The 20,432-nt window shown below is 49.2% G+C and carries 22 protein-coding genes; 11 read left to right on the top strand and 11 right to left on the bottom strand.

Features of this window, described 5'->3' with window-relative positions:
* Positions 1-2: 2 nt before the first annotated feature.
* The 8 genes from BUC22_RS10945 to BUC22_RS10910 form a co-directional block, all read right to left on the bottom strand.
* Positions 3-797, bottom strand: a complete 795-nt coding sequence (locus BUC22_RS10945) for an ABC transporter ATP-binding protein (protein ID WP_013378379.1) — start codon at positions 795-797, stop codon at positions 3-5.
* Positions 794-1,837, bottom strand: coding sequence for a FecCD family ABC transporter permease (locus BUC22_RS10940; RefSeq protein ID WP_013378380.1), 1,044 nt, complete (start codon positions 1,835-1,837; stop codon positions 794-796). Before BUC22_RS10940 ends, BUC22_RS10945 begins: the two co-directional genes overlap by 4 nt.
* Positions 1,827-3,224 (bottom strand): FAD-dependent oxidoreductase, encoded by a 1,398-nt coding sequence (locus tag BUC22_RS10935; RefSeq protein ID WP_013378381.1) that lies wholly within the window; start codon positions 3,222-3,224, stop codon positions 1,827-1,829. The genes BUC22_RS10940 and BUC22_RS10935 overlap by 11 nt, the downstream gene beginning before the upstream one ends.
* Position 3,225: 1 nt before the next feature.
* Positions 3,226-4,209, bottom strand: a complete 984-nt coding sequence (locus BUC22_RS22455) for an NAD(P)/FAD-dependent oxidoreductase (RefSeq protein ID WP_278286329.1) — start codon at positions 4,207-4,209, stop codon at positions 3,226-3,228.
* The gene (locus BUC22_RS22450) at positions 4,206-4,664 is read right to left on the bottom strand and encodes an NAD(P)/FAD-dependent oxidoreductase (RefSeq protein ID WP_073382877.1); all 459 of its coding nucleotides are present in this window, start codon (positions 4,662-4,664) and stop codon (positions 4,206-4,208) included. The genes BUC22_RS22455 and BUC22_RS22450 overlap by 4 nt, the downstream gene beginning before the upstream one ends.
* Entirely contained in the window at positions 4,664-5,296 is a 633-nt protein-coding gene (locus BUC22_RS10920) for an Ig-like domain-containing domain (protein ID WP_013378383.1), read from the bottom strand. Before BUC22_RS10920 ends, BUC22_RS22450 begins: the two co-directional genes overlap by 1 nt.
* Before the next feature lie 147 nt (positions 5,297-5,443).
* Positions 5,444-6,802: a radical SAM/SPASM domain-containing protein gene (locus BUC22_RS10915; protein WP_013378384.1), complete on the bottom strand. Its 1,359-nt coding sequence runs from the start codon at positions 6,800-6,802 to the stop codon at positions 5,444-5,446.
* Positions 6,803-6,980: 178 nt separating this feature from the next.
* On the bottom strand, positions 6,981-7,772 hold the full coding sequence (locus BUC22_RS10910) for an HAD-IIA family hydrolase (RefSeq protein WP_013378385.1): 792 nt from the start codon (positions 7,770-7,772) through the stop codon (positions 6,981-6,983).
* 263 nt (positions 7,773-8,035) lie between these two features.
* On the opposite strand from BUC22_RS10910, the gene BUC22_RS10905 reads away from it, so the two are divergent.
* The 3 genes from BUC22_RS10905 (at position 8,036) to BUC22_RS10895 (ending at position 10,128) form a co-directional block, all read left to right on the top strand.
* Complete coding sequence (locus BUC22_RS10905; protein WP_013378386.1) at positions 8,036-8,410, top strand: hypothetical protein; 375 nt, start codon at positions 8,036-8,038, stop codon at positions 8,408-8,410.
* A 169-nt stretch (positions 8,411-8,579) separates the two neighbouring features.
* Positions 8,580-9,860: an S-methyl-5-thioribose kinase gene (locus BUC22_RS10900; protein ID WP_073382875.1), complete on the top strand. Its 1,281-nt coding sequence runs from the start codon at positions 8,580-8,582 to the stop codon at positions 9,858-9,860.
* 52 nt (positions 9,861-9,912) lie between these two features.
* The gene (locus tag BUC22_RS10895; RefSeq protein WP_013378389.1) at positions 9,913-10,128 is read left to right on the top strand and encodes a sulfurtransferase TusA family protein; all 216 of its coding nucleotides are present in this window, start codon (positions 9,913-9,915) and stop codon (positions 10,126-10,128) included.
* On the opposite strand, the gene BUC22_RS10890 is transcribed toward BUC22_RS10895, so the two are convergent.
* Positions 10,118-11,017: a LysR family transcriptional regulator gene (locus tag BUC22_RS10890; protein ID WP_073382873.1), complete on the bottom strand. Its 900-nt coding sequence runs from the start codon at positions 11,015-11,017 to the stop codon at positions 10,118-10,120. The two genes, BUC22_RS10895 and BUC22_RS10890, sit on opposite strands and share 11 nt — an antisense overlap.
* Before the next feature lie 178 nt (positions 11,018-11,195).
* On the opposite strand from BUC22_RS10890, the gene BUC22_RS10885 reads away from it, so the two are divergent.
* Genes BUC22_RS10885 through BUC22_RS10870 form a run of 4 tightly spaced genes read left to right on the top strand, consistent with a single transcriptional unit; the run spans position 11,196 to position 13,972 of the window.
* Entirely contained in the window at positions 11,196-11,879 is a 684-nt protein-coding gene (locus BUC22_RS10885; protein WP_013378391.1) for a YeeE/YedE thiosulfate transporter family protein, read from the top strand.
* Positions 11,880-11,921: 42 nt separating this feature from the next.
* Positions 11,922-12,149 (top strand): sulfurtransferase TusA family protein, encoded by a 228-nt coding sequence (locus BUC22_RS10880; RefSeq protein ID WP_013378392.1) that lies wholly within the window; start codon positions 11,922-11,924, stop codon positions 12,147-12,149.
* 26 nt (positions 12,150-12,175) lie between these two features.
* Entirely contained in the window at positions 12,176-12,724 is a 549-nt protein-coding gene (locus tag BUC22_RS10875; RefSeq protein WP_013378393.1) for a YeeE/YedE thiosulfate transporter family protein, read from the top strand.
* 24 nt (positions 12,725-12,748) lie between these two features.
* Positions 12,749-13,972: an FAD-dependent oxidoreductase gene (locus tag BUC22_RS10870; RefSeq protein ID WP_013378394.1), complete on the top strand. Its 1,224-nt coding sequence runs from the start codon at positions 12,749-12,751 to the stop codon at positions 13,970-13,972.
* A gap of 279 nt (positions 13,973-14,251) precedes the next feature.
* Here BUC22_RS10870 and BUC22_RS10865 read toward each other — a convergent pair whose 3' ends face one another.
* Positions 14,252-15,112 (bottom strand): LysR family transcriptional regulator, encoded by an 861-nt coding sequence (locus BUC22_RS10865; RefSeq protein ID WP_013378395.1) that lies wholly within the window; start codon positions 15,110-15,112, stop codon positions 14,252-14,254.
* Between the two features lie 245 nt (positions 15,113-15,357).
* On the opposite strand from BUC22_RS10865, the gene BUC22_RS10860 reads away from it, so the two are divergent.
* Genes BUC22_RS10860 through BUC22_RS10850 form a run of 3 tightly spaced genes read left to right on the top strand, consistent with a single transcriptional unit; the run spans position 15,358 to position 18,837 of the window.
* Complete coding sequence (locus BUC22_RS10860) at positions 15,358-16,455, top strand: alcohol dehydrogenase family protein (RefSeq protein ID WP_013378397.1); 1,098 nt, start codon at positions 15,358-15,360, stop codon at positions 16,453-16,455.
* Between the two features lie 44 nt (positions 16,456-16,499).
* Positions 16,500-17,549, top strand: coding sequence for a proline racemase family protein (locus BUC22_RS10855; RefSeq protein ID WP_013378398.1), 1,050 nt, complete (start codon positions 16,500-16,502; stop codon positions 17,547-17,549).
* Positions 17,550-17,568: 19 nt separating this feature from the next.
* Positions 17,569-18,837: an MFS transporter gene (locus BUC22_RS10850; protein ID WP_013378399.1), complete on the top strand. Its 1,269-nt coding sequence runs from the start codon at positions 17,569-17,571 to the stop codon at positions 18,835-18,837.
* Between the two features lie 123 nt (positions 18,838-18,960).
* On the opposite strand, the gene BUC22_RS10845 is transcribed toward BUC22_RS10850, so the two are convergent.
* Positions 18,961-20,205, bottom strand: a complete 1,245-nt coding sequence (locus tag BUC22_RS10845; RefSeq protein ID WP_158308573.1) for an RNA polymerase sigma factor — start codon at positions 20,203-20,205, stop codon at positions 18,961-18,963.
* Positions 20,206-20,282: 77 nt separating this feature from the next.
* On the opposite strand from BUC22_RS10845, the gene BUC22_RS21850 reads away from it, so the two are divergent.
* Positions 20,283-20,429, top strand: a complete 147-nt coding sequence (locus tag BUC22_RS21850) for a hypothetical protein (RefSeq protein ID WP_013378402.1) — start codon at positions 20,283-20,285, stop codon at positions 20,427-20,429.
* Positions 20,430-20,432: the final 3 nt, after the last annotated feature.

The raw sequence follows: 20,432 nt of genomic DNA, 5'->3' as shown, positions 1-20,432 counted from the left end.
CTTTATTTTAAAGTACCTACAGGCATTACCTGCTTTGTCTCCCCAGAATCCAGAATACGTGCTTCGATATTATAAACCTGCCCGAGATTTGCAGACGTCAGAGTTTTGGCAGGCGGCCCTGTTTCGATAAGTTTTCCGTTGCACATCAGACCTACACGGACAGGGATTCCGCGGTTTTCGAGGTAAAAAGCCTGATTGGGCGAGTGAGTTGCCATGAAAATGGTCTGCCTGCCATCCTTAACCAGTGAGGCGATGGTCTCTAAAAATAAAAGCTCATTATAGTAGTCCAGGTGGGCGGTGGGCTCATCCATGAGAATGAGCGGAGCTTCCTGAGCCAGGGAACGGGCAAGCATGACCATCTGAAGCTCTCCGCCGCTGAGCTGGGTATACGGCCTGTCGGAAAGGTGGGTGATGCCGATTTTGTTAAGGAGATTTTTGACAATGACCTTATCCTCCTGGGTGGGAGAGCCAAAGCGGCTCATATAGGCGGTTCTTCCCATGAGCACAACCTGGAGCACCTTGTAAGGGAAGGAATGCTCGTGGCTCTGGGGCAGGTAAGCCATCTTCTTTGCCAGCTCAGCGGGCTTGTAGGCATCGACACTTTTATCAGAAATTTGGATCGTGCCTTTTTTCAGAGGATGAATGCCCAGAATGCAGTCCAGAAGGGTGCTTTTTCCACAGCCGTTTCGTCCCATCAGGCAGAAGATTTCACCTGGCCGGGTTTCAAGTGTAATATCTTGAAAAATAAGCTGCTCGCCGTAGGCAAAAGCAGCATCTGTAATTTTTAACACACTCACATCTGCCACCCCCCTCCTTTTGTTTTCTTAAGCAGAAAGACAAAAAAGGGCGCGCCCACAAGCGCTGTCAAAACGCCCAGAGGAATTTCGGAGGTGGTGACGCTCCGGCTGATGGTGTCAATGGTGACCATGAACACAGCCCCCAGACTCATGGAAACCGGCAGAAGCTTACGGGTATCATTGCCGATGAGCATCCGCCCAATATGCGGGATAATGAGTCCGACCCAGCCGATAATACCGGAAATGCACACTGCGCCAGCCGTTGCCAGGGTCGCGCAGGCAATGATCATGCGCTTGCTGAATACGACATTGACGCCCATGGTGCGGGCTTCCTTTTCCCCCATGGAGATCACATTGATCTGCCAGCTGAAAAAGGCCAGCCCGACAATTCCCGCCAGAATGACCAGAACAGCCCAGAAGTCCTTATAGCTGACGGAGGCCACACTTCCCATGAGCCAGTAAACAATGGCCGGAAGCTCGCTGTTGACATCGGCAATGGATTTGAGAAGGGTCAGCAGTGCGCTGAAGACTGAGGAGACAATCGTGCCGCCGAGAATGAGCATAATGGTGGGAACAGCCTTATAGATTTTAGCGATCAGGTAGCTGAAAATAACGGCTAAAACACCGAAAGCAAAGGCAAAGCCGTAGGTGGCAAGGCTTGTGCCAAAGAGAAGAATAGCAAGACCTGCTCCGAAGCCGGCGCCGGAATTAACCCCCAGAAAGCCTGAGTCGACGAGTGGATTGCGGAAAACCCCCTGAAAAGCAGTACCGCTGGCGGATAGTCCCGCGCCCACAAAGGCAGCGGCGATGGCCCTCGGCAGTCTCAACTGCAGTACAACGGTCAATGTTTGTGGTGAGATGCCAGCCCCGCCGGCAAAGGGGCTGGCAAGGCTTCTCAAAACCTCAGAAACCGACACGCTGTAACGGCCGATAAACAGCGCGGTAAAAATAAAAGCCAGAGGAATCACCAAAAGCAGAAGAATAAAGATGACTTTTTTTATAAAATGCCGATGATCCTGTAATGCCGTCTCAGTTTTCATGTGCTTCTCCTGTTGTGATAATGTCTGCTCCGCTGTTCAGGATATTTTTGCAGATAATGGTGCCTGGCGCAACAGACGATGTCAGTGTGATTTTCCGTATTTTTTTCATCGCCTTTAGAAGTGATCTTTGAGGAAGTGGAACGCTGCTTTTGACTGGAACCAGCCCGCCAGCGGCGGTTTTGACCGTGGTGGTGAGCATCCGCCTGGGGGTCTTCCACTCCTCCCGGCCATGATGGAGGCCGCGCCTGCATCTGTATCCTGTGATTTCCGGTGGTTCGCAGGCAGTGTCGAAGCTCAGGATACAGCCTTTTGGGCACAGAACACAGAGGCGTTCATTTTCCTTCAGGCTGTTCAGGACTTCACAGGTCGGTTCCTTTTCAAGGTAAGCGTCCGGAAGCTTTTCACCCGATGCGGCTGGCTTTCCGGCGAGGAAGGATGCAGCAGACTCGCCGGCCTGTTTTCCGGCCATGCTGACTTTGTCCACAAGATCGTGGACGCCGGTCACATTGCCGCAGGCAAAAAGTCCTGGAACACTGGTTTGCCCATTGTCATAGACATTAATGCCGCCATTTTTGTCAAGACGGACAAAATCCGAATCCAGTATATCTGTTTCCGGAATCAGCCCGGCAGCTACCAGCAGGGTATCGCAGGGAACATATGTTTTTTTGGAAAGCTCGGGCCGTCCGTCTGCCAGGACCGGGGCAATGCTCACGCCTTTCAGACGCTTGTATCCATGCACAGAGACGACGGTAAATCCAAAACGGATGGGAAGGTTAAAATCCTGGATGCACTGCAGATGGTTGCGGGCCAGCCCTGTGGCTTTTTCTCCAAGCACCAGACTGACTCTGGCGCCCTCCAGTGTCAGCCGTCTGGCCATAATGAGACCAATATCACCAGAGCCGAGGATCACCACGTTTTTTCCCGGAATCAGGTTCTGGATATTCATCATATACTGGGCTGTACCGGCAGTATATATGCCGGAAGGACGGCTTCCGGGGATACGCAGCTGCCCAAGGGTTCTCTCGCGGCAGCCCATGGCCAGAATAACCGTGTCCGCGGTCAGACGGGCAGGCCCCTCCGTTTTGCTGAGATACTTGACGCTGAAAGCCCCGTATTCTCCGGAGAGCTCTAAAACCGACGCGCTTGTTTTTATTGTGACCGGTGTGTTTTTTAACTGATTTTTAAAGTGAGCGGCATATTCTGGACCGGTGAGCGATTTTTTCAGATAGAGCGTGCCGAAACCATCGTGAACGCACTGGCGCAGAATACCGCCCACAGCAGGGTCACGCTCCAAAAGCACGATTTTTTCCACGCCCCTTTGGGATGCGGAAAGAGCGGCGGCCATACCGCCAGCGCCGCCGCCAATGATTGCGCAGTCATAATGCATTTTATTTCACCCTCCCTTTGACAAACGGGCTGCCCGGCGCTTCTTTCATAATCTTTTCAGGCGGTACCGACCATTCTCTCGACAGTATTTCAAGAATCCGCGGTGTGCAGAAGCTTCCCTGACACCTTCCCATGGTGGTGCGGAGCCGTTTTTTAAGCCCGTTCATGTTTTTGGGCGGCAGCGGCTCACGGAGCACCCGGAGGATATCCCCCTCTGTAATCCCCTCGCAGCGGCAGACCAGATTGCCGTAACGGTGGTCCTGTTCATACCATTTTTTCTGTATGTTTTCAGTCTGTTTTAAAAAGGGTTTGGGGAGGTCCAGCACCGGACAGTAATCTGGATTGGGAGCAGTGCACAGCCCGTCTTCGATGAGCAGGTCAAGAATCATCTGACAGAGATACGGGGCGGCGGTCATTCCCGGGTTTTTAATGCCGAGAGCGCTGACCATCCGGGGGACTGAACGGCGGATGATAAAGTCCTTTTCCTCCTTGACAACATTTTTGATATTTGCGCGCACACCGGCAAAGGAGGTGATGACCTTTCCCATGTCCAGATCAGGCAGTATCTTTTTTGCTGTTTTTTCAATGTGATGAATCCCCCAGTCAGTGGTTTCGACATTTTTATAGTCCGGTACATCCTGCGAGGTAGGGCCAGCGATGATATTTCCCTCGGTGGAGGGCGCCAGCAGACAGCCCTTTTCATCAGTCTCCTGAGCCTGATAGAGTACATGGCGGATGCCGTCTTTTCCCTGACGGTCAAAGACTAAAAACTGTCCGCAGCGCGGCTTAATGATCAAATCCTGAGGTCTTACGCCGCTTTCGACAGCCATGGCCATTCCACCCGCGGTGTTGACCACATAACGGGCGTTCAGCGAGCGCCGGCCTGTTACCACCTCAAAGTGGTTTTCGTGCTCGATAATTTCCTGTACCTCTTCATCAAATGCAAAGTGAACCCCGTTTTTTTCAGCTGACTGAGCTGTTCTCAGCAGAAGGGAAAAAGCTCAATAATCCCTGTGGTCCTGGCATAAAGGGCCATGGTCACCCGGTCAGAAAGCCCCGGCTCCAGCGCGCGGCTTTCACTGCCAGACAGAATCTCCATATCCGGCACATTATTTTTCAAGCCCTTTTTGTATTTTTCACGGATCATCTCCTCCCCTTCTCTGTGAAAGGCGACGAAAAGTGATCCCGGATAGGCGATTTCGACGCCGAGCTCTTTGCAGATCTGGGGATACATGGCATTTCCACGCACACAGGAGATCCCCTTCAGGCTGCCGCCTCTGGGATGAAAGCCAGCGGCCAAAACAGCGCTGTTAGCCTTGGAGGCGCCTTCTCCCAGGTCGGCACCCTTTTCAAGGACAAGCGTGTCCAGGTTGAAACGGCTTAAAAGCCGGGCGGTGGTAACCCCGAGGATACCACCGCCGATAATGATTACATCCAGCATTATTTTTTCTTTTTAACGAACACAACGACAACAATCGCAATGATAACCACTGCGGCGACACCTAAAAGAATGTAAAGGGTGGTATTATTCGAGGCTGGCTTTTCAGCAGTTGTTTTTTCCTCGCTGGCCGCTGCAGGGGCTGTACCGGCAGTTTTGAAGCGCAGTGTCTTTTCTTCTCCCAGGGCTGCGCCGCTCTTTGCTGTTAAGGTTCCGGCTATTTTAACCTGATATTCGGTTCCGGGTTCCAGAGGGCTTGAAGGCGTGATGGTTATAAAGTTTCTGAGATCAGGCTCAACCTGGTCATCAGTCATGGTGACTTCAGCCGCAACAGGTGTGCCGTTCTTATAAAGTACAACGGCTGCCATATTCCCGTCCTTGACTTCAGCGTTGACAACATTTTTGCTGAATTCGAGCTTGATGGGGTCACTGACAGAAGCTGAGGTTTCACCATCTGCCGGGGTAGAGGAGACAATTGTCAGGGTTTCATCGCTTCCGCCCCCGTTTCCCCCGCCGCTGCCATTACCGCCGCCACCACCGCCGCCATTGCCACCGGCAGCGAGCGCGGTATTTCCAAAGCTGAGGGCCAACAGCAGCGCAACGAGAATACTTGCCAATTTAAATTTTCTTTTCATTTTCTACAAATCCTCCATTTTTTGATTATGAGTTTGATATTATCGCAATTCCGCGTCTTTGTAAAGGTCTAACAACCAAAAGATTGTTTTTTTAAAAATACCAGGCCAATAAAAAAAACACTCCTGAAACAGAAGTGCTTTTTAATGTCAGTGATTTGGATGGCTTTCATTCCAGAGACGGTCAGCGTTGACCTTCCATGCTTTTGCGGCATCCAGGCATTTGTCGGAAAGTGCCTTGACATCCTCAGGGTGGGTGAGGTCAGTGGAGTGGGCCCCGGACAGCTCAACCATGCTGGTCAGGCGGCCTGGGTTATCGAGCAGTGGACAGGGGCGCAGATGATTCTGGTTGAAGGGCTGGTTTCTATGGTACTGCATGAACAGCGGCCGCCTGTAAGCCTCCAGCAGGGTTTGCTCATGGATATTGGAATCGGAGTAATGGATAAAGGCGCAGGGCTCAATGTCGCCGCCGGCATTGATGTGCAGGTAATTGCGTCCTCCTGCGATACATCCCTTGACGTACTCGCCGTCGTTCCAGAAATCCAGGGTAAACAGGGGCTTGGTAGCCCGGAAGCTGCGAATTTGGTGATACATGTACTCCCGCTGGTCCGCGGTGGCCATGAGCTCGGGCACAGCATCCACGCCCACGGGCATGTAGGTAAAAAACCAGCCAAACTTACAGCCCTTTTCGATCATTGCGTCAAAATACGCCTCACTGCCGATGACATCAGTATTCTGGCGGTGATAACAGGTGGAAAAGCCAAAGGGCAGCTTTTTAGCCTTTAAGATATCCATGGCTTTTACGACCGCGGCATAGGTTCCTTTACCACGCCGCATGTCGGTCTCTTCCTCAAATCCTTCGACGCTGATGGCCGGGATAAAGTTCTGAACCCGTAGCATCTCATCGGCAAAGTCCTCGTCGATGAGGGTGGCGTTGGTAAAAGACAGAAAGGCACAGTCATCGTGTTTTTCACACAGCCGGATAATGTCCTTTTTGCGCACAAGGGGCTCTCCTCCCGAATAGATATACATATAAGTCCCGAAGGCTTTTCCCTGCTCGATGATGCTGTCCAGTGTATCGAAATCCATGGACATTTTATCCCCGTACTCCGCGGCCCAGCAGCCTGTACAATGCAGATTGCAGGCTGAGGTAGGGTCCATGAGAATGGCCCACGGGATATTACAGTCATATTTTTCCTTGTTTATGTTCTGGCGTTTACAGCCGATAATGACACTGTTGACGATAAAATTGTTAAAAAGACGCTTTCGGACGCCGGGATCAATGTCTGTCCATAAGCTTTTTACCAGCCGGTTCCAGTTATTGTTTTCGTCGGCCAGGGCCTCCTTGACAACCTTCATCTGCCCGGCTATGGTCTGGTCCTTATCAAATTTTTCGACCCATTCGATCACTCTCGGGATATTTTTATCTGGATCTGCATCCAGATACTTAATGACCTGTTTCATTCCAAAGGATTTGATGTTTTCACTTAAACTCATGTTTGATGCCATTTCACAGCCTCCATTCTGTAAATCCTGACTACATTTGCTACCTGGTTTTCTGATTTTACTATAACACCAAGAGAGTTGCATGTAATTAGACAAACAAGAGTTTTGTATAAGATTTAGACAGATTCTGAGATTTGTCAAATAAAAAAAGCGGCCAGAAGGCCGCTGAAAAGTAATCTTACTAATTGGTCGGGATTTCCCCCACCCCGTTTAAAATAAACTGCGGGCGGTATGGGAATTCCTGAACGGTTTCGGGAGTGGACACGCCGGAGAGCACCAGGATGGTGTGCATACCGGATTCAATACCGGAGATAATGTCCGTATCCATGCGGTCGCCGACAATGGCGGCATCCTCAGAATGTACACCGAGCATGCGGATACCGGTGCGGACCATGAGCGGATTCGGCTTTCCGACAAAATAAGCGGATTTTCCGGTTGCCAGCTCGATGGGAGCGGTAAATGCGCGGCAGGCCGGTACCAGGCCGCCTTCAGCAGGACCGGTGAGATCCGGGTTTGTCCCGATGAGCTTAGCGCCATTTAAGACAAAACGAACAGCTTTCAGGATGGTGTCATAGTTGTAGTTATAGCTTTCACCCACAACAACATAATCCGGGTTCATATCGTTCATGGTAATGCCAGCGCTGTATAAAGCGTTGATGAGGCCCGGTTCGCCGATAACATAGGCAGAGCAGCCCGGGGACTGTGTGCTTAGAAATTTAGCGGTGGCCAGGGCACTGGTATAGAAATGGCTCTCATCAATATCAAGGCCCAGGCGGGAAAGCTTTTCCTTTAACTCAAGGGGCGAGCGCTCGCTGGAGTTTGTGAGGAAGAGAAAGTTTTTATCCTCCCGGTACAGCCAGTCCACAAACTCGGGAACGCCAGGAAGAAGGCGGTTACCATGATAGATAACGCCGTCCATATCACAGATAAAACCTTTGATGCTGTCAAGGGTTTCTTTTAATGCTTCATTCATCAATATTACCTCCAAAATTGAAAATCGATCCTATATAACTTTATTATATACGCTGTTGCTTAAATTTGTAAAGATAAAAACCGTTAATTATATCCTTAAAGAAAGGTTAATTCCCAAAAAATCATAAAACTATCACACCACGTGTAAATAATTATGATATAATAAAATCCATTAGGAACTTCCAAAAACTATCACACCACGTGTAAATAATTATGATATAATAAAATCCATTAGGAACTTCCAATGGATTTGAGGAGATTTAAATGGAGAAAAAAAAACTTGCCATCGGCATTGTGGCGGTTGCTGTGCTCAGCCTTGTGCTGGCGCTGCTGACTACCGGTATCAGTACAAAGGTTAAAACAGGTTCAGAGGCTGCAAAGGATGAAAAGCTGATTCTTGGAGCGTGGGCAGATGATTCTGGCGTCAATATTGAATTTGTGGATAACAATGTATTTAGAATGTTTGGCGACGATGTCGCAACCTATACAATGGACACAAAGGAAAAAAACGTGGACATGAAGTATGCTCAGGCCTACGGCGGACAGACCACCCATATGTCCTATGTCATTGACGGGGATACCCTGACTCTGACAGACCGGGATACAGGCGATGTCCATGTTTATAAAAAGACCCAGTAACACAGGCAGCGCTTCCGCCAAAAATGGCGAAAGCGCTGTTTTTTTATTTTACGAAAACTAACCGGAGTCAAAAAATAGCCTTTATGAGCACAAAAAGTGCATTTAACCGGTGACACCAGAGTGATATAATAAATAAGTAAAAGTTTAGTATCAGCTTGGGGGAATTGCCATGGGGTGTAAAAATTTTAAAGACATAAACAAAGAAACCGTTAAGGACTATTTAAAGGAATGTACAGATTATTTTGCGCCGGACGCGCGGCTGAGCGTGTACGAAATCGGTGAAAGCGAGGAAGACGGCGACGGCTTCATCAATTTTCTGTACCGTGTCTGGGACGAAAACGGAAAATCCGTGATCGTCAAGCAGGCCAAAACCTATTATAAAGCCTTTGAGGAAGGCGTGGGCCCCTTTGTACAGGACCGCAACGCGCTGGAGGCGGATGTCATGCGCATCAAGGGTGCCATTACACCCGAATATATTCCAAAGGTCTATCAGGTAGACCTGGATAACCATATTTACCTCTGTGAGGACTGCAGCGATTTAAAAATCCTGCGTTTTGAACTCATGAAAGGAAAAAAATTCCCCGAATTCCCGAAAAAAATTGGGGAATTTATCGCCAAGTCCAACTTTTACACTTCTGAATATTATTTAGACGCAACGGTCTATAAAGAGCTTCAGGCAAAATTCCTGAACCCCAGTATGCGTCTGGTTTTTGAGATCGGCCTGTTCCTAAAAGATGAGCACGCTATCGACGACCATGACCCGCATGATGATCCGAATGCGGATCCCGAACGGCTGGCCATGGGTGACGCGCCCTGGAAAAGCACGGCTTTCCGCACCGAGATGCTCAAACTGCGCGACATTCACATGAAGCACTGCGAATGCCTGGTACACGGCGATCTGCACACCTCCAACATCATGATAAACGATAAAAAGATGAAAATCATTGACCAGGAATACGCCTTTATGGGGGCTTCATCCTCCGATACAGGTTATCTCATGGGCAGTGTGCTCTATGAATACATCCGCTGGTTTTATATGGATGATTACCCTGAGGATTTCTGCAAGGATTTCCGGGAAACCATTCTCGGCTATATGCGGGACATTATCCATACCTACAATGCGGTTTATACCGAGTGCTGGAAAAAGGACGCAAAGGTTACCTACCGTGACTTTGACGACTTCCGCGAGTCCATCCTCAAAAATTTCATTCAGGAGGTCTGCGGCTTTACCGGCTGCCAGATCACCAGCCGTGTGGGCGGTCTTGTTCCTCTCCCCGACTTTGATACCATTGAGGACCGGGATAAACGCAACGAGGCCTGCCGCCTGTCCCTCACCATCGCCAACTATCTGATCATGCACCGCATGGAAATCGGAAGCATCGACGACATGGTGGACACCATTGTGCGGATAACAGAAAACTTTTTTAAGCTCATAAAGATTGTTAACTAAACATAAACCCCCATATGAAAAGCATGTGGGGGTTTTGTATAAGGAGAAACCAATGAAAAAAATTGATTGTCTCGGCGATATGTGCCCGGTTCCGGTCATGAAGCTTCAGCGGGAAACGCGAAAGATGAAGCCTGGCGAGCGTGTTCTTCTCATCACAGACCACAGCTGCACGGTCAAAAGTGTCCGGGAATTCTGTGCGGGCATGCAGATGGCGTGCGTCTGTGATGAGGTTATGAACGGGGTTTGGGAGATCACGGTCAGCAGATAGTGTCGGCCAGGATCTTTTCAATATAACAGATCAGCTTCAGGAGCGTGCGGTCCCGGTACTCCGAAGCCTTTTTCTTAATAATGTAGTAGTCGTTCTGCAGGGTAAGCCCTTCAACGCTGATGATTTTGAGCTGTTTATGGTACAGCTCTTTTTTTATGCACATATATGGCAGAAAGGCCATGCCGTAGCCGTTGATGGTGGAAAGCTTAATGGACTCAATGGAATCCTGTTTAAAAAGGATCATCAGGCTTTCGACATCCACCCCTTCGTCTGTGAGGCGTTTTTCGAGATGCTGTTCTGTTTTCTGGTCAGTGGTCAGGGTGAGCAGCGGATAGCGGCTGAGATCCTCTTTTAAGATATGGTCTTCAATTTTCATATCGCTTCCGGCCACGAGAAAGACATCGTCTGAAAAAACTTTTTGCCCTGTCAGTGAAGGATCCGACGGCGGGCCCGTGATAAAACCAATGTCGCCCTGGTCACAGTTGACCTGCTGCTCGATCCTGTGGCTGGCCATGGATGAAATCTCCAGCGAATAGGTCGAGAAATTCTTCTTAATATAATAAAGCGTGCAGGGCAAAGCATAGGAAGCGATGATTGGCGTGGACAGAATATGGAGCACACGGTTGCTCTCTTCATTCTCCTGAAGCTCCCGGATCATGCTGTCATAGGTAGAAGTCAGGTGTAAGGCATATTCATAGACGGTTTTTCCGCTGCAGGTCAGCGTTACGCCCTTGTTGCTGCGCTCAATGAGGCTGGTGTTAAAAAGCTGTTCCATGGTTTTGATCTGCTGGCTTAAGGCCGACTGTGAGATAAAGGTCTGCTCCGCGGTTTTGGTGATGCTTCCGTTATCTGCGATTTTGATAAACATTCTTAAAGACTCGATATTCATCCTCTCGCCTCCTTTGTGATTGATTACAGTATATCACAGAACAGGAGCAAGGTAACGAAATTTTATCATCAGTTTTTCTTATGCAGAATCGCTTTTCGATGTTATTAAAATTAGTGATGAGATGCTATAATGGAATCATCAAAAGTTGATAGATTTTTAACAAAGGAGGGGAAAGGATTTGGAAGAAGAAAAGATTCAGCGGTCTACGAGGACACGCGCGCCAAGAAAACCGAAAAAGAACCAGATACCCATCGCCATTGTGGTAACGATTTTAGTCGTGGCCGCAGGCGTCTATCTTGGACTGGGAAGCGAGAAGCTGCCAGTATACTGGATTATTGGGCTCTGCTTTGGTTTTATCCTTCAGCGGGCGCGCTTCTGCTTTACTGCGTCGGTGCGTGACCCAAGCCTTACCGGGAGCACCTCACTGACCCGGGCGGTACTCATTGCATTCGCGGTAACGACCATTGGTTTTACAGCCATCAAGTATGGCGCTTACATCAATGGCCAGGAAATACCGGGCATGAGCTCCGTATCACCCATCAGTCTGCCTTTGGCGCTGGGGGCGGTATTCTTCGGGATCGGCATGGTTATCGCAGGGGGATGCGCCTCTGGAACGCTGATGCGTGTCGGTGAAGGGTTTACCATGCAGATGCTGGCTTTGGTGTTCTTTGTGGTCGGTTCCTTCTGGGGCGCTCACGACATGGGATTCTGGGACGGTGTTTTTAACACCAATGCGCCTAAGATCTTTTTACCAGATGTGTTTGGATGGTTCGGCGCTTTAGTCGTCCAGGGATTAATCATTCTTCTTTTGTATATTGCCGCAAGGCAGTGGCAGAAAAAGAAAATGGGAACAGCGGATTAATTGGAATTCAAAAAAATATTATAAGAAAAAGGAGAAATTAAAATGAGTGAATATACGTTAGATTGTTTAGGTGAAGCCTGTCCAGTGCCATTGATGAAAACTGAAAAGGAACTTGAAAAGCTGAATGTAGGGGACCTGCTGATTGTCTCCATTGACCACAGCTGCGCGATGAAAAACGTGCCGGAATGGGCGCGCGCTCAGGGCCATAACGTTGAAATCGAAGAAGTGGACGACGGCGAATGGGAAGTTGTGATTGAAAAAACCAAATAACCCAATATGAGGGGGAGGTTGTTATTGTGAAAGAATTTTTTCAAAAGCTCAGTAAGAATGATTTTTATAAAAAATTGATGAAAGAGCCTTTGACCTATGTGGCCGGCGCGGTGCTGCTGTCTGTTTTCCAGATTGCGCATCTGGCGTCCCTCGGCAGTGCCTGGGGCGTCACCAGTGCCTTTGCGGACTGGGGCGCCTGGATTTACCAGGGCCTCGGCGGGGATGTGAGCTCCTGGGCTTATTTTGCCAGTGAAAAGGCGCAGCATACCCTGGCCGCAGGCTTCCTGCACGACGGAGGTTCCATCCGAAATATAGGGATTATCGTCGGTGCTTTACTGGCCACGCTCTACGCATCACAGTTTAAAATTAAGAAAATCAAGTCCATTCGCCAGGTAGTGGCCGCTGTCTTAGGCGGGCTCCTCATGGGCTATGGCGCCAGAATGGCTCACGGCTGTAATATCGGAGCGCTGTACAGCGGAATTGCTTCCCTGTCGCTTTCCGGTTGGATTTTCGCAGCTTTCTTAATGGTTGGTGCTTTTATTGGCAGCAAGCTGCTGGCAAAGTATTTTATGTAATCTGTAATCAATTAGGAGTATGGAATGAATAAGAAAACAGAGAAATATGATGTTGTAATAATCGGCGGCGGCGCCGCTGGCCTGACAGCCGGGATCTACTGCGGGCGCGCCCGTCTCAAAACCCTGCTGATCGAAAAGGCACTGGTGGGCGGCCTCGCCACCTATACCAGTGAAATTGAAAATTATCCCGGATTTCCAGAAGGCTCGAGCGGCCTGGGTCTCATGGATTTATTCCATGAACAGGCCAAAAAATTCGGCGTCAAGTTCAAGCTGACTGATGTGCGCTCCGTGGATTTCTCCGGTGAAACCAAGGTGGTTGAAACCTTCAGAAACCGCTTTGAAGCCAAGGTCGTCATTGTGGCTACCGGCGGAAAGCCCCGCCTGACCGGCGCCGAAAACGAGGATAAATATCTGTACGACAAGGGGATTTCCTTCTGCGCGACCTGTGACGCGGCCGCGAACACCGGAAAGACCGTGATGGTCATTGGCAGCGGCGACGCCGCCATCGAGGAAGGCACCTTCCTGACCAAGTTTGCGGACAAGGTCATCGTTTCCGTCATGCACGAGGAAGGCAAAATGGACTGTAACGAGATCGCCAAGGCCCAGGCTCTGGAAAACCCAAAGATGGAATTCATCTGGAATACCGTTGCCGAACGCTTTGAGGGCGACGAACACCTGGATACCGTTGTACTGAAAAATATTAAAACCGAAGAATCCATCCCCGTCAAGGTGGATACCTGTTTCCTCTTTATCGGCTATCTCCCCAATACCGAATGGTTTAAGGATATCCTGGATATGAACCGCGGCGGTTACCTCATTACCAACGAACGTATGGAAACCAATGTGCCAGGCGTCCTTGCCGCAGGCGATGTCCGTGATAAATTCTTAAAACAGGTTGCCACAGCCGTAGGCGACGGCGCCATTGCCGGCTATGGTGCAGAAAAATACATCTCAGAGCTGGAAGTCTACGAAAGCCAGGTGCTCAACAATGGCGAACCCTCCGTCGTCTATGTATGGAACGCGGTAGACCCCAAATGCCGTGAGCTTATGACCACCGTAGAAGCCTTCCAGGAAAAACACGCAGGTGATCTCCACGTCACCAATGTGGATATCTACAAATCCGACGGCATTGCCAGACGTTTGGGCATCTCCGAAGTGCCGGCGGTTCTCTACATCAAAAACAACGAAGTCCAGAAAACCCTGACCCAAAATATCTCCATGGAAGGGCTTGAAGGACTGGTAGATTAGACCGTAATCCATTATCAAGATTAAACCAACTCGTTAATACACCCAACTTAGACCACTTAGATAAAGCCCCGCTTTTTATAGCGGGGCTTTCAGCGTGTCAAAAAAGTGGCAGAGACCGAGACCGTGCCTTTTATCTAGATAAGAAAAAAGGTCCAGGCGTTGTGATAAACGGCCAGAAATCGTACCTCTTTACCGGAAAAGCTGGACATTGGCGAGATCAGGCATCTACTTTAGTGAAGAAGCTATCCGTTTGAGGGTGGTGTCCGCAGGATGCTTTTTTCAGCAGGGATATTTTTTCAGACTCAAAGTCACAATCTCCGTAATCTCCTCCAGCATCGCTTTATCCGCGTTTTCTCCCCAGGTAAGCCCGAATTTCAGGGTGAAGGGACAGGTGATAAAATCCTCAGACAATGTGCTAAAGGCATCTGTGATCAGGGATTCTGGCAGAAGGGAGACAGCGACGCCGCTTTTCACACAGTCGGCAATATTATCCAGCACTGTGCTTGTAAAAACGATCTGAAAATCGACATTTGTCTTTTTTAGGCAGTACAGGGAATGGTTGTTGACAATGCAGTTATCTGAAAAAAGCGCGACAGGGAGGCGTGAATCCGGCTTGTGGATAAAATTTTTTGAACCGACCCAGTACAGCGGCTCCTCCCAGAGAAAAATATCATCGGTATACTGCGGCTCCATGGCCACGATGGCAATATGGATTTTTCCCTCCTCAATCTGTCTCCGAATTTCCCGGCTTCTGGAGCAGACCGTCGTGAAATGAAAATCAGGATAAATTTCCGTTAGCCTCGGATAAATCGAGGTCAGGAACAGCTGGGCGTAATCGGTGGGTACGCCAAAGGTCAGCGCGCCTTTCCAGTCGGAATTATTGATGATATTAAAAGCTGAATCGTTGATCTCCAGAATTTTCTGGGCATACTGGTACAGAATCTCGCCTGATTTGGTCAGGGATAAAGCCTCCTTATTCCGGATAAAGAGGGGCGCGCCGATCTGCGTCTCCAGATTTTTTATTTGAGTACTGACCGATGAAGGTGAGCGGTACACCATCTCAGCTGTGATGTTTAGTTTTCCGGTTTCCGCCGCGGTTACAAAGGTGTTGAGGTATTCTAAATTAAAACGTTCCTGCATTGGCTTTCTCCTGTGCTTTCGGCTTGTGATGGCTTTATTATAGTACAGAAGAACCCATCCATCAATGCTTTAATGGCAATGCTTCAATTTTTTCGAATCCTGTATTCAATTCTAATTGATTGTGTTTTGAAAAAGCGTATTTTATAATGAGCTCAATACAGGTGGTAATAAATATTCGAATTTTTTGCGCAAAAGACTGAATTCATTAACCAGAATCCTGAAAGCTTAAAAATGAGGAGATTATTATGAACGAAATTCCAAAGAAGATGTGCGGCGTGTATTTAACCGGAAACGGAGGGTTTGAAAAGCTGGAGTATCGCACAGATATTGATGTTCCAAAGCCAAAGGCCGGTGAGGTACTGGTTAAGATCGGGGCGGCAGCCGTTAACAATACGGATGTCAACACCCGCATTGGCTGGTATTCAAAAAAGGTCAAAGAGGAAACAAACGCCGGCGGCGCCACCGGATTTAAGGAAGAGGTCAAGGACGATGGTTCATGGCTTGGTCAGGCAATGGTATTCCCGAGAATTCAGGGGGCAGACGGCTGCGGCACCATTGTTGCCGTTGGAGAAGGCGTCAGTGAAGATCGTGTTGGAGAGCGGGTTTTGATTCGGAGTGTTCAGGAGAGACCCTCCAGCCAGGATGGCGTGGAATGTATCACCTTTGGTTCGGAATGTGACGGGACCTTTGCAGAATACGCGGCAGCCCTCTCCGACGAGGCCTTTGTCATTCATTCAGAGTTATCCGACAAAGAGCTGGCAACCTTCCCCTGCTCCTACGCGACAGCGGAAAATCTTGTCTGCCGTGTGGGTGTCAAAAAAGATGATGTTGTTTTGGTAACCGGTGCGTCCGGCGGTGTGGGCTCTGCCCTTGTTCAGCTGGTGAAAATCCGCGGCGCAAAAGTGATTGCCGTCTGTGAACCAGACCAGGCTGAGAGGGTTAAAGGCTATGGCGCTGATGAAATTATTTTCAGGGGCGAAAGCTATATTGAAAAAATCGGAAAGATGAAAGTGGATGTTGTGCTGGATATGGTTGCGGGAAACCAATGGCCAGAGCACCTTGAAATATTGAAAAAAGGCGGAAAATACGGGGTCTGCGGCGCCATCGGCGGCCCGCTGGTTGAGCTGGATGTCCGCACGCTTTATTTAAAAGATCTGAGCTTATTCGGAACGACCTACCAGTCAAAAGAATCGTTTTTAAATCTGATCAGCTATATCGAAGATGGAAAAATCAAGCCTGTTGTCGCGAAAGAATTTCCATTAAAGGAAATCGTCAAAGCCCAGGAGGCCTTTTTATCCAAGACGCTGGTTGGAAAGATTGTTCTGGACGTCGCTTCAGAATAGAAAAAACGTTAAAAGCTCATTATAAAATTGAGAAGGAGAAAATCATGGGGTTTAAAAGAATGTTTAACGCTGTGGAGACACATTGCGGAGAGCCGATGCGGGTTGTCACAAGCGGCATACCGACCATTCCAGGAAATTCAGTTTACGAACAGTCCAACTGGCTGAAAAATAATGATGATCAATTCCGTAAGCTGATGCTGAGAGAGCCGAGAGGATATCCCCCGCTTTGCTGCAATTTAATTGTGCCCGCGAAAGATCCAAGAGCAGCCGCGGGATATATTATCATGGAACAGACAGAATACCCCATGATGAGCGGCGGGAACACCATCTCCGTCGCAACCGCGCTTTTGGAAACCGGGATGCTGCCAATGAAAGAACCCGTGACAGAATTTAATCTGGAGGCTCCGGCAGGCCTCATCGGTATAAAGGCGGACTGTAAAAACGGAAAGGTAACGCAGGTGACTTTTTCAAACGTCCCCGCCTTTGTGGTTTATCTGGATAAAGAGATCGACGTGCCGCATTTGGGCAAGGTCAAGGTGGACGTCGCCTGGGGCGGCATGTTCTATGTTTTGATTGATGTCAGGCAGTTTGAAGGGCTGGAGCTTGTGCCCGAAAACGGAAAGGAAATCGCGAAGGTATCTGCTCTGTGCATGAAGGCAGCGCAGGAACAGCTGCCTGTCGAGCATCCGGATTATCCAGGCATCGGGATCACCATCTCCGAGCTGCATGGGCCAACGGATAACCCGGACGCAGACTGGAAAAGCGTCAACACGGTTTTTACCGGTGACATTGATTTTGAACAGCCAGAGACCTGGACCGGCGCTCTGGACCGCTGCGCCTGCGGCACCGGCACCTGTGCGCTGATGGCCGCAAAGCATGCGAAGGGAGAGCTGAAAACAGGTGAAGCCTTCAGGCGTGAGGGCCTGCTGGGGATTATATTTACCGGACACCCCGTGGAGGAGACCGAGATACACGGCCATAAGGCCATCGTCCCAACCATCGGCGGACAGGCCTGGATTTACGGCTACAGCCAGTATGTCCTCGACGAGACAGATCCTTTTCCCGAAGGCTTTACAGTGGGAGATATCTGGTGATTGATTTGGGGAGGATATAATGAAAAATTTAAGCTTTCAGAAATTTATGGTGTTTTTTATACTGAGCTCGACCGTTGCGCTGGCCTACCAGATCCCTTATCTCCGGTATACCTTCTATGATCAGTTTGCAGCCGCCTATCAGCTGACCAACACACAGATGGGGATTTTAGCGTCGGCGTTGAATCTGACCAATGTCCTCTGCTACCCCATCGGCGGTTTTATCGCGGACCGGTTTTCAACCAAAACGCTGATCTGCACCACTTTGGCTGCCTTTGTGGCAGTCACCCTGGTCTTTGCCTTTACAACGAACTTTGTGGTGTGTCTGATCATCCATGTTTTATATGGCTTTTTTGGTATTGCCACATTGTGGTCCGCTTACCTCAACGGCATCCGGAATCTGGCCGACAAGGACAATCAAAGCAAAATTTTTGGGAGCAGCGAGGCCACCCGCGGCATTGTCCAGACAATTATGGGGTTTGCGTTTTTGGGAATTCTGGGCGTGACCACCAGTGCCGCAGCAGGAATGAAAGCTGTTTTACTGCTGGGAAGCGGCGCGTGCGCAGTGTTTTTTGTGCTGGCCATTGTCTTTTTGCCAAAGAGCGAAGTCCGGCACGATGACGGCGCAGCCGGAGAATCCGCAGAGAAATACTCTCTGATGGAAGTTTTGAAAAATCCCGGTGTCTGGGTCACAATATTCATCATCATGTTTGCCTACATCTCCTGGTCCATCGGCAACGGCTATCTGACCACCTACACGGTGCAGGTGCTCAACATTTCCCAGGGCACGGCCAGCGCCCTCGGCATTGTTAGGAGCTACATCATCGTGCTCTTAGCTGGGTTTATCGGCGGATTTATTCTGGATAAATTCACTTACAAGGGCACTGGGTTTTTAGTCCTGTTTGTTGCCATTATCGCGGCGATTATCGGCGTGATGACCACCTCAGCCATTATCCCCCTCTGTATCTCGCTGACACTGGTCATCGCCTTTCTGGCCAATATCATGAAGTCAACCTACTGGTCTGTGATGGACCAGGCCGGCGTGCCTGTCGGCATGACCGCCATCGCCACAGGCATCATCTCTTTTATCGCCTTTATTCCAGATTTTCTGGTGACGCCGGTCTGCGGAAAATGGCTGGATGACGCCGCGGCAGCGGGAAATGTGGCAGATGGTTTTGACAAAATCTTTATTTTATTGATAGCGTCGTCAGTGCTTGGAATTATCTCAGCCATCCTGCTGACGAGGAGGACTAAAAAGGTAAAGGCAATGGAATTTAATGAGGGCCTTTAGGATCAGAGAAAAAATTTAATATTGAAAAAGCTGAGAAAAGAAAAAAGCCAACGGACTGAAGTTGGCTTTTTTAATACAAAAAATTATCTGACCTGAGAAGACAGTGCAGTTGAGGTCTGCGGCCTACTCAGGGTTGTCCTCAGTGGGTAAATCTTTATCAAAAGCTGGGTTGGGTTCAATAACCATGCTTCCGCTGTTCCCTGCTTTATCGCAGATATTGACTGTTAAGGGCGTGTTTGAGATTTCAAAGGTCACCTGGTTTTCAGCTTCGCTGATGTTAACAGGAGGGACAGACCCATTATCCGAAGAGGCCGTTATGGCAGCGTAATCGACTCCGGAGAGATCATCCTTTAAAGTCAGAACAATGGTTCCGTCGATGCACTCATAGGAAACCAGTTCTGGTATTTGTGTGTCGGCGGGGGCACTTGCCGCTTCCGGACTTTCTTCAGCAAGGGTATAAGGTTCCGGTTCATGGGCTTCTGCTGTATCATCTGCTGTTACAATGCTCTGATGAATGGCCGATGGCGCAATCAGCACTGCTCCGGTCACCACTACCGTACAGGTTGCAGTGACAAGGGTCGAGGAGCTTAAGGATGAGAAAAAAGCAGAAAGCCTGGAGTTGGCCGATATGGAGGATACCGCGTGTGCGGAGATGCCGGCAGCGCTCCCCTGCCCTGCCAGCTCAGAACCATGTTCCATCAGCGCGTAAAGGATACGGTCTGCCCTTGCCGTGTCCATGGCAAAGTCAGTAAATCCGTTCTGGACAAGGGAAGCCAGCGTTCCAGTGAGCAGAAAACCAGGCATCCACCTGGGATGAAGAATATTTTTCATGTGCTCCCTGGCCGTTTGGATTTTGCGTTTAACCGTACTTTTTGACAGCCCGGTGGCAAGGACGATTTCGTTTATTTTCAGCTCGTCCACAAAGCGCAGGATAAAAATGGTCCGCTCGTCCGGCGGCAGCGTCTGGAGCGCGGCGTTCAGCTCATCGCTGGCAGCTGTGAGAATGGCATGAGATTCTGGAGAAGCGTCTGGCCGTTCATCCTCGATAAAACACAGAAGCTCTTCATCCGCCCGGCACTCATTTGTGTTGACAGGTGCGGAGATTTTATCGATACAGAGATTATAGGTAATCTGTTTCAGATAAGCGTATGGATAGCGGATATTGGCGATTTTCCCAGGGTTTTTATAAAGGCGCAGAAAGGTCTCCTGAACAACGTCCTCCGCCATGCAGGCGTCGCCGAGAAATTGACAGGCCTGAAGAAACTGAAAATTGTAGGCAAGCCGGTATACCTCCTCAAAGGCCGACCAGTCCCCTTTTCCATAGGCCACAAGCAAGGATTCAATTTTTTTCTTAAGTTTTGGGCTCATTTTATTCATGATTATAGGATAGGCTAATCCCAGCATTCTGTCAAGAACAGAAAATTTTTTAAGCACAGGCATAAAAAATGAACCCTTTTTCCAAAAAAGATGGTCTAAAAAATCAGGGAACGCTTTATCAGGGATTCTTGGAATCCGGTAAAAAAAAGTTTAAAATGACAGAAAAGAACAAAACAGATATAAATAAGGAATATGAAGCTTCCCCTGAACAATAAAAA

Origin of the sequence: Eubacterium callanderi, from assembly GCF_900142645.1 — a bacterium.
Taxonomy (GTDB): Bacteria; Bacillota; Clostridia; order Eubacteriales; family Eubacteriaceae; genus Eubacterium; species Eubacterium callanderi.
This window is presented reverse-complemented; position numbering and strand designations above follow the sequence as displayed.